This window comes from Oligoflexus sp., from assembly GCF_035638955.1.
Taxonomy (GTDB): domain Bacteria; phylum Bdellovibrionota_B; class Oligoflexia; order Oligoflexales; family Oligoflexaceae; genus Oligoflexus.
Map to the genome: position 1 here is coordinate 1 of NZ_DASQYZ010000115.1, position 8,888 is coordinate 8,888.

General features: G+C 49.8%; 4 protein-coding genes. All 4 read right to left on the bottom strand.

Translation table 11 applies throughout. The annotated features are described in order from the left end of the window. Positions 1-826: 826 nt before the first annotated feature. Positions 827-2,689, bottom strand: a complete 1,863-nt coding sequence (locus tag VE954_RS11320; RefSeq protein WP_324952739.1) for a hypothetical protein — start codon at positions 2,687-2,689, stop codon at positions 827-829. A gap of 160 nt (positions 2,690-2,849) precedes the next feature. Then, positions 2,850-6,854, bottom strand: coding sequence for a zinc-dependent metalloprotease (locus VE954_RS11325; RefSeq protein ID WP_324952741.1), 4,005 nt, complete (start codon positions 6,852-6,854; stop codon positions 2,850-2,852). Between the two features lie 48 nt (positions 6,855-6,902). After that, positions 6,903-7,754 carry a hypothetical protein gene (locus tag VE954_RS11330; protein ID WP_324952743.1) on the bottom strand — a complete coding sequence of 284 codons (852 nt, stop codon included), beginning with the start codon at positions 7,752-7,754 and terminating at the stop codon, positions 6,903-6,905. Between the two features lie 578 nt (positions 7,755-8,332). Further along, a partial coding sequence (locus tag VE954_RS11335) for a M48 family metallopeptidase (protein WP_324952745.1) occupies positions 8,333-8,888 on the bottom strand: 556 nt, incomplete at its 5' end.

The window sequence follows — 8,888 nt, forward strand, 5'->3', positions numbered from 1 at the left end:
CGTGAGCTTCTCGAGTCAATTGTCGCCTCGAATTGATCGGCCAGGGAAAAGGCAACACGTATGTCAGACTGCATTGAAAAACCTCCTCAGGAGGAGGATTGCATCTCTCAGCGGCCATCTTTTAGTCAATAATATTAGCGGGATGATTAGTTCTTAAGCATTCTTTCCGGGGCCCTGAGATTTCGGCTGCCGGTCAGTAGCAATCTACCCCTCAGTGTATTGAAAAGGGTTTGGGGCACCGCAGGCGGCCAGAGACTCTAACTTTTGCCAGGCCTGGGTGCGGCTATATCGAACTCAAATCTACCCGTACCGTCATCGTGATCAACGTCGGTGAAGTCTGGGCATTGGTAGCCGGGGTGTCTTCGCCAAAATACTCTTCAAACTCATATAACGGGATAGAATTAAAAAACGATGTAGACACAGACTCCCAGAGTTCTGGGTTCATCGTTCCTTCGCCTTTAATGCCCGGCCCTTCAGGCTTGTGTCCAGTGTTGGGACGTTTTCCTTATCCAACACACGGCGTAGCGTTGGGTATGGAACACCCGACAACCGGGCGAGTATGGTCATGTTCCGGGTGGGACGTGCATCCAGCCACCTTTGGGCCAAAAACACGACTCGACGCTTCCCCGTCCTTTTCTTCCAATGATTAGTTGAATCTCCTGTGCCACTAAGCACAAGCAAGGAGATCGCATGAAATGACAGCGGTTTCGAAACACAAACAGCACGCCCGATTGAGGATATTCGTCTCTGCCCTCGTTTTTGACAAGAAGAAGGAGAACGTCGCCGAGAATGGCCGGCGGTGTTCCCTCCTGTCGACATGCAATCTTTATCGTTTCACGAGGCGGACCTCATCAATTGCCAGATCCACTGCCTTACCTGCCGGGAATTTGAACCGCAGTCCCTTGATCCTTCGATCCTGCAGGTCAAAATCCGTCAGCTCAAAGCGAGCCGTGCTAAATATGAGCGGGATATAGTTGAAATAGAGCTTAAAGGACCGAGACGCGTCAGGAATTGCTTCCTGTCCCGCCAGTTCAAAGTATTGACTATGGTAATTCTCGAGCTTGATGTAATCAGACAACTGTACATACTTTGAAACCGCCCCCGTCGAATCAAGGACTGCAACTTCGACGTCAGATACCGACGTATCCAAAACACAATCTGAAGCGGGAAACTTATAGCAACTTGTCCGTCGAGATAAGCTGGCATCCACTGTCCAATAAGGTTCGGAATCTATGGTCTGAGTGAAAGGGATATCTACAGTTTGTTCGGAAGCCAAAGGAGGAGATTCCAGAATCAAAGCCTGACGGGGAAAAAATGCACTGGCGTTAACTTCCAGGCGGCTAAAATCAAACTCAGTTGCATAGGCATTCCAATAGAGCTGCAAGAGACTCAGATCAGCTGAAACCTTATCCGCAAGACTCTGCTTGATAAGATTGGCCGTTGTGGTCGTGCTACCGACATTTTTGCCTGGTTGCGCGACCAGTAGGCTATCTTTCAGACGAACAAACTCACGGCTGGTATGAGCCAGCTGATCGAGGATAGTCGGCAGCGCATACTGAGGGTCAAAGGTATGAAGGAGGGTGAGATCGGGTTGTTTCCCAACATTAGCACGGAAGAAAGAGAACATCAGGGCCCTGGCAAATGTTTGCTGTGCCTCAGAGCCTTTCACTCCCTTCAGGGCGTTTGGAGCCTGCTTGCCGAGTTCACCACCAAGAGGTTCCGCCGCGGTATTCCAAAGCGGTCGTTGATTGCCATAACAGCTGTTGGGAGCGTCGGACACCTGCCATTCACTGTTAAAGAAATTGTGGTTGGCGCCCCAAATAGTGAATACTGACTTGGGAAAACCGTCGTTACCGGTCAACATACGAGCATAAGGATCGCCCCCTGAAAAAAGGCTGACGTCGCGATCACAGCCCCCAAGAAGCACGCTCCAGGCTGTGCCATTGGCTTCCACTTTCATGGCTCCGGCCTGTGTTCCAAAATCAACGGGAGCGATCTCAAAAATGCCTTTGATCTTTAAACCGGGGAGACTGCGTTTCCAGACGCTGTCATCCGGTGCCTGCTCATAGATATTATAGGCATAGCGCACGCCTTCGCCACCCCTTGAATGACCCATAAAGCCGACTTCTGAAAAATCGAGTTTATCCTTAATCACAAGCCCCTTATTCGCAAGGCCGGCACTGCTGCCCGACCCCGACCACTGATAAAAACTGATGAGATGCTTAAGCACGAGAGCGCCGCGGGCGTAGACCAGCCCCCCGTCTGTGCTGTCATATCCGTTGCGTGCCGTGATACCAAGGTTGGCATTCACGGAAATAACTGCGTATCCCCAGGACGCCAGGTGACGCGCGGAATACTCGTAACCCAGAAAGCTCGGGCTCTCGATCATCCCCTCTGGACATGTTCCGGTGAGAGTAAATTCAGAGCTCACATCAAGACGCGGATCGGAAGGTCCAACGACCTTGCCGCAAGTACCATGGTTGCCATGCAGAAATAACAGGAGAGGAAATGGCCCTTCTCCTCGCGGTAGGTAAAGCTTGCCACGAATGTCTGTTTTCACTTCAGGTTTGCCGACGGGCGGAGCGGGAAGGACATCACGGTCGACGCCTGGTGCCACCGAATAGAGCGACTCGTCAAACTGAAAGGGACCGACAGCTAGCAGATCCCGCCCGAGATGGGACTTGTCCACTATTTTTTGATTGGAATGCTGTGAAGGACTGGGCTGGCAAGCAAAGCTTAGCGACAGGCTCAACAATAAGGCAGTTTTTTTGAATGACGGTTTCAAGTTGCACCTCGGATTGAATTGGAAGGAATGCGTGGGCGCTTAGGCCCACGCGAAGCTGGAACGTTTAGAAGGAATTGATGAGCGTGTTCAAACTCGCTTGAAGCGCTGAAAAACTGTTCGACCCATCATTCACCATGGATAACAGCCGCTGATCCAGAAGGTCCTTGTCTGAGAACTCTGCCAGACCTTTAAGCACGATGGCTGCCTGGGATCCTGCCTCGGTGAGGTTTTCGGCCCCGGTCTTTGCTGTAGCGAGGCGCTGGCGCAGGAGCGCTTTTTGCGCGGGTTGCAAAACCGTCAAACCTTTAGTACCCAAGTACCCCAAGGCCGTCTGGTACAACTTTTCATCAACCGCAAGTGCAGCGTCCATGGAAGTGACCGAAGCGGTCAACGTATTTAGGATTTCCGCAGTATCGGCCGCGTGGGTTGCGTCATGGATCACCTTGGATTTCTGGAACTGTTCCATTCTCACTAATAACTGGATGATGGATTTCGCAATACCGGTATCGGCATAAAGGACTTCGTTGGCCGTGTTCGTCACATACCAAATGGGATTTTCCGTTGCACCCGGGCCCTGGGAGAATATCGAAAGACTTCTCTCCTTTCTGGGTCGCATGGCTAATGCATAAGAGTAAGAACGCGAACGGGTGTTCAAGCCGTTACTGTAAAGCGTAAACAAGTAGAAAGGAGCGAGGTTGACGGTGTCCTCGTAGAGCTGGAAGGTTTTTCCCGCCAGGAGCGTAGCATCCAGCAATTCTCCTTTTGTGCCCGAGAGTAGATTTTGCCACGCATCGGAGTACAGTGCAGCCGCGAACCACTCATAATCGAGAAAATTGCTCCCTCCGACGCCCGAATCAGCAGCAAGTTTCAGCACCGATTTCCGACTGGTCAGCATCTCGATAACCTTGTTCTTGAGCCGGATCGAACCCGACGAATAGCTTGGATCCAGATCGACACCTCGCGAACCAAAGGCGATTTGCTTTAACTTGTTGGCTGCTGAAGCTGGGTCGAGATCGAGTTCCAAGCCATTGATCTCAAGCCCACGATCAAGAAATTTCATGCTCCCCAAATCAGCGACATAGGTCTTTCCCATGCTTGTCAGTGCGGCAGCAGCATAACCATAGGCTTGTTTGCAATTCTGGACCGTAACACGACTCTTGTCGAAAATGCGTTGACGGAGAGGAGCAAATTCCAAGGCGTCCACAATTATTCCTGCATTATCCTGGATCAGGCAGACACGGGTCGGCAGGGCCATAAATTCCCGGCCGAAGTCAAAGATGAGATTGACCGCTTTGTAATAGCTTTCAACAAGGGCACGATCCGCCTCTGGCGTGGCAGCAATCATTGCTTCAAGTGCAGCTTTTTTTTCCGCAGGGGTTGAACCGGTCAGATTTTCAAGGTAGGCACCAGCCGACCCGCGGATGAGATAGCGGAAGTATTCCTGGACTTGCTTGAGCCTATCAAGATAGCCGACTGAAGGACCAACAAAGGCCTTATCGTTATATCGATAACCATTCTGAATCAGGTCGGCGTGGATTTTGGAGATAACCCACTTCACATATTTTTCAGGCGTGGATCCCATCTCACCTCTGCCACACATCGGGTCGTAGAGTGGGAGGCCCGTGCTGGGTGGAACTTCCTGGTCAGTACACATCTTGAAAGGCTTCAGCGTTTTCCCTTGATTCGCGACAGCGGACAAGATACTGGAGTTTTTTGGGACATCAAGGAACTCGCCATCCTTTGTTTCCACCTTCCTGGAGTATAGAAAGCGGATCGCCGCGACATCGTATGGACCTACCTTCGTATTGAAATAGGAAGGGCGGTCCATATAGTCCATCACCGATGACGAAGCGAAGGCTATGGATCCATCATCATTCTTCGCAAAATTATCTTCGGTATCACTTGTGCCGGCAAAGTTGTGACCCAACCCAAGATTATGACCAATTTCATGAATCAAGGTTGCAGACAGTAAATCCTGCATGAGAGGCTGGGCACATTCGAGAATGGCTTCATCCTCGCCGTCCGTATTTAATATCGAGCTATTGGCTGCGTGGAGTTCTTTCAATCTGGCAACGTAAGTGCCCAGCTTCTTGTCAGCGAGACAGGTTGCTCTTATTCGGTCCCAGCTCACGGTTAGCGAAGCCGGAGAAGCAAATTTACAGGCCGGGCCGTTAGCGGTGAAAAACACGTCTTTGCCTGAACCGCTGGTTTGCTGCTCACTATATGCGTCAATGTCAGCCAGGATCGAGTCTGATCTGAAAACTTTTTTCAGGTAATCATCGCTGCTCAGCTGCGCATTGAACATCCCGCTTCCCCTGATAAATTCGGCAAGGTTCCCCATGCCGCCGATGTTAGCGTCTGATCGTCCCACCAGGCCGCCGGCGGCGACAAAGTTTTCGCTAACCGCGAAAGAAGGTATCCCGGCGACCCCTTTGTCAGCGTATACCCCCAGTTCATTGCGGATGAAGCTGCGAATATTCTCGATGAGCATTTCGCGGTATGAACGCAGATAAATATGGGATGCGGCCGCGAAGGTTTGCCCGGTCCGTGAATCCTGTACGGATGGGCCAAAGCCTAAAAGGCTCCCAGCATCGATTTCATATCCGTACAAAACGATGGTATTATACCGGGCATCACCTACATCCACTTTTTCATCAGCAAGTCGTACGCGTACACCTGTGCCAGCAGTCTGGAAGGCGTCGTCCCATGCTTTGATAGCAGTTTTCGTTGCTTCCGTAAATTCCACATCAGTTGGACTATTCTTGCTCAGATGGTAAACTATTTCACCATTTTCGGGATAAAAGCGGTTGGCATAGACCAGTTTGTCGATATCTGGCCCTTGATCCTGCAATGCCCCTCTTATGACAACCCGGCGCTCGGTGAACAAATGGAATAAAGTCGCGTCGTCAGCGAATAAGTTTTGCCCGTCAACCTTGCGATTCGATTTGACCAGCGAATACTTATAGGTATTGCCTGAGCTCGATTCGTAAATAGTGAAGGAAATATAATCATTGCTTACCTCCAGCTTCTCAAGTTTGTTGTCCAGAGTGAAGGCTTTGTCGAGGCGATCAGCGTTATTGAAATCAAGCAGCGCATATTTCCGTTCCTTCCAGAAGCGCGAGGTATTCTCCCTGTCTCCCAAAGCCTTTTCCCGAAGCAGAGCGTAGCTGCCCGCTGTATCGGTTTTGAAATCCACCCATTGAACCGGGATCTCGAGGGCCGTTATGGTTTTGGTTGGGTCGAGCACCTCCTGCTCTTTGGCAATATTAATGTCGACGCCCAACAGGCTGTTGTTGGTCCTGGCAAATTTGATTTTCAGCGAAGCCGCGGTCTCACCCAGGATCTCCCTGGAATTGATCGCACGACCAACCAGAGTCTTGGTGTAAAACCACTCATCAGTGGGATTAAAGAAGTCCGCGCTGAACAAATCCGGTTTGGCAGGTGATTCGAAGTATTTGACCAGGCCTTCGTTAATTTTGAAATGCGTAGCCTCGTCTAAATGATCCTTGCGGAATGGGGCAACGCTTCGGGTGGGTTTGCCGCGGTCGTCCTGAACCTTCTCGACCTTAAAAAGAGAAATAGGAAGACCCATCAAAGGAACTTCGAATTGATCACCTCCCAAATCTTTTGCGTAGGTGAGCTCCTGGCTCGGAATGTCGGCTTTGGTGCCGATTTTAGACAGGATTACATTCTGGTCTGTGAGAGTATACTTGAGGGTGTATTCGAAATTCTCACGCCCATAAAAATTGAAATCGGAGATATCGATATCGGCGAAGAGGCCTTCGGTTGTTCCAAATTCAACGGCGTCGAGGTTATTAATCTTGTCAAACCCCTGCAAAGTCACCAGCTCATCAGCCCGGGACGTCTGGCCTTTGAAGCGCTTCGCCCCGGTTTTGATCTTGAATGTTAACCCATCGTACTGCTTAATATCAAAAAGATTGTCCCCGGATCCCTGGGTGTATCTTAGGCCCCGCTTTTTTTCACAAGCACTTTGACCAATAGAAAGCATGATCACGCCCGTGATAGCCAGGGTCTGGATGGTCGGAAATGAAATTCGAAATCTTCGCATACAATATCTCCTTTCAAATCATTTGAAACAGGACAGGTGGAATTTCGTTCATAATTGATAGGTTACTGCGAGCTCATAGACAGTCGTTTCATAGTCGTAAAGAGCGATCTGAGTCGTTTCATAGTCATAGCTGAACGCCCTGTTTCGATTGGACTGCGAAAGGTTTACGTCCATGCTGCTCGTAATTCGCGCGTTTGCACCTACCGCGTTGCGATAAATCGTATCGTTCCAACTGCCATTGCTTTTCAAGGACTTTTCGAGCACGAACGACGAAGAGAGGCTAACGACATCGTTGAGATCAAGGATGATGCGAACACCCGCATTGCCTGATGAGACCGTGTTAGGGATGCCAGCCAGCGAGGCGTCGTATTTGAAGAAATTCCTATTGGCCCCGCCGTTAATCTCCAAAGCATAGCTTTTGAACCAGGGAACCGCCTTGAATTCACGCGATATGCTTCCAGACAAACCGAAGGTTCCTCGATAGCTTAGATATTTTCGCGAATCAGAATTGGTGGGAGCAATAATGCTTCCGCTATATCGAAACAAATAATCCGTTCCGAAGTCATAAGCATGACTGGAAAAGGCTAAGGTCGTTGACGACCAAACATTGCGTTCCTCTAACGCGTCCTGATCTCTGGAAATCCCGGTGGAAATTCCGATACTGCCCCAATCTGACAAACCGTGGGTGAGTTTAATTCGGGCGGCGAGAGCTGAGCTGTAATCGGCGGATGAACGCTCCGCGGCACTCCTGGAGTAAATCCCTGTTAAGGCCGTACGCACCCCGGTAGACTCGTCGACGGCCTCCAACGAAACCTCAGCAGCCCTACAGGATGGGGGATCTAACAGCGTAAGGGTCAGCATAAAACAAAAAATTAGCGGAAATCTTATGCTCTTGCGCATACAGCCTCCTGCCCGATTTAACTGGTCAGCCAGCCAAATCATAACTATCCGTATAAATAACCATAAGCGATTAATGATGCAATCAGAATTTGGCAGGATTGAGGCTTATAACACCTCGGTGTAAAAATCCGGAGAATAACATGTAAATAATTGCAAGGTGAGTAGCTTGGTAGCCTGAAGCAGGGCCCCGGAAATAATGACTATAAAATAAGCGAACAGTTAAAATTATTGGGAAATTTCGGAACTGCGACTTTCTTGAAAGCCTTGATAATACTGAAATTCCAGGCATTCTTTCCGGGGCGCTGCGAAAAAGCTGGGTGTGGCGTCGCGGACAACAACATCCAGAAATAACTGCAGAGCACTGCCCATGTTGAACACTGAATTTAAGGTTTTTCAAGGATTTCTTCGCTTTCTCGCTTCGCCTGTTAAGACTTGGCGAAAGCTCATCACATCATATTTCGTAGGCAACTATCTGCCAGGACTACTGCTGATCTCCATCTTTTTTTTGATAGCAGAACCTGGGGCTGTGTTGCGTTTGCAAACTCTGGGCGGGAAAATGTCTGGAGTCGCGAGCCCCCCTATCGGACTCGACTTTGCACCGTCGGGGCTTTTAGATTGGTTTCTTTGATTAAAATAATCCCGCCCATGGGCACGCAGATCATTAGAAAGAGAATGGAAATAGCCTTCAGATTGCTTCCCGCATATGAGATTTGGCCCAACTCTGGTTTCAGTGCAAGAATCCGATCACAAAGCGGTGGGTGAGTGGACATCCAACGGCCCAAAGTCATGGACAGTGATTTGAGTGAATGACTTTGATCGGTATATTCTTTGATATTCACTTGAGAGGCAAGTGATCTGCCAACTGCCAATAAAGCCAGACCTTGGATCGCTGCCTCGTCATCACCGCATAAATCTCGGCCATACCGATCGCAAGTGAATTCCCTGGCACGGGAATAGGCTTTTCCCAGGAACGGAAAGGCCAGTCCGGGCAAGAGGAACCAGGTTGCTTTCAGGTGGCCGGCCGAAATATGTCCTAACTCGTGACCGAGTATCATGTCCAAGGCCTTGGGATTCTCTCTGCAGGCATCCACAAGGTCAGAATAAAGAATAATCATGGTCGAACTTAGCCATTTG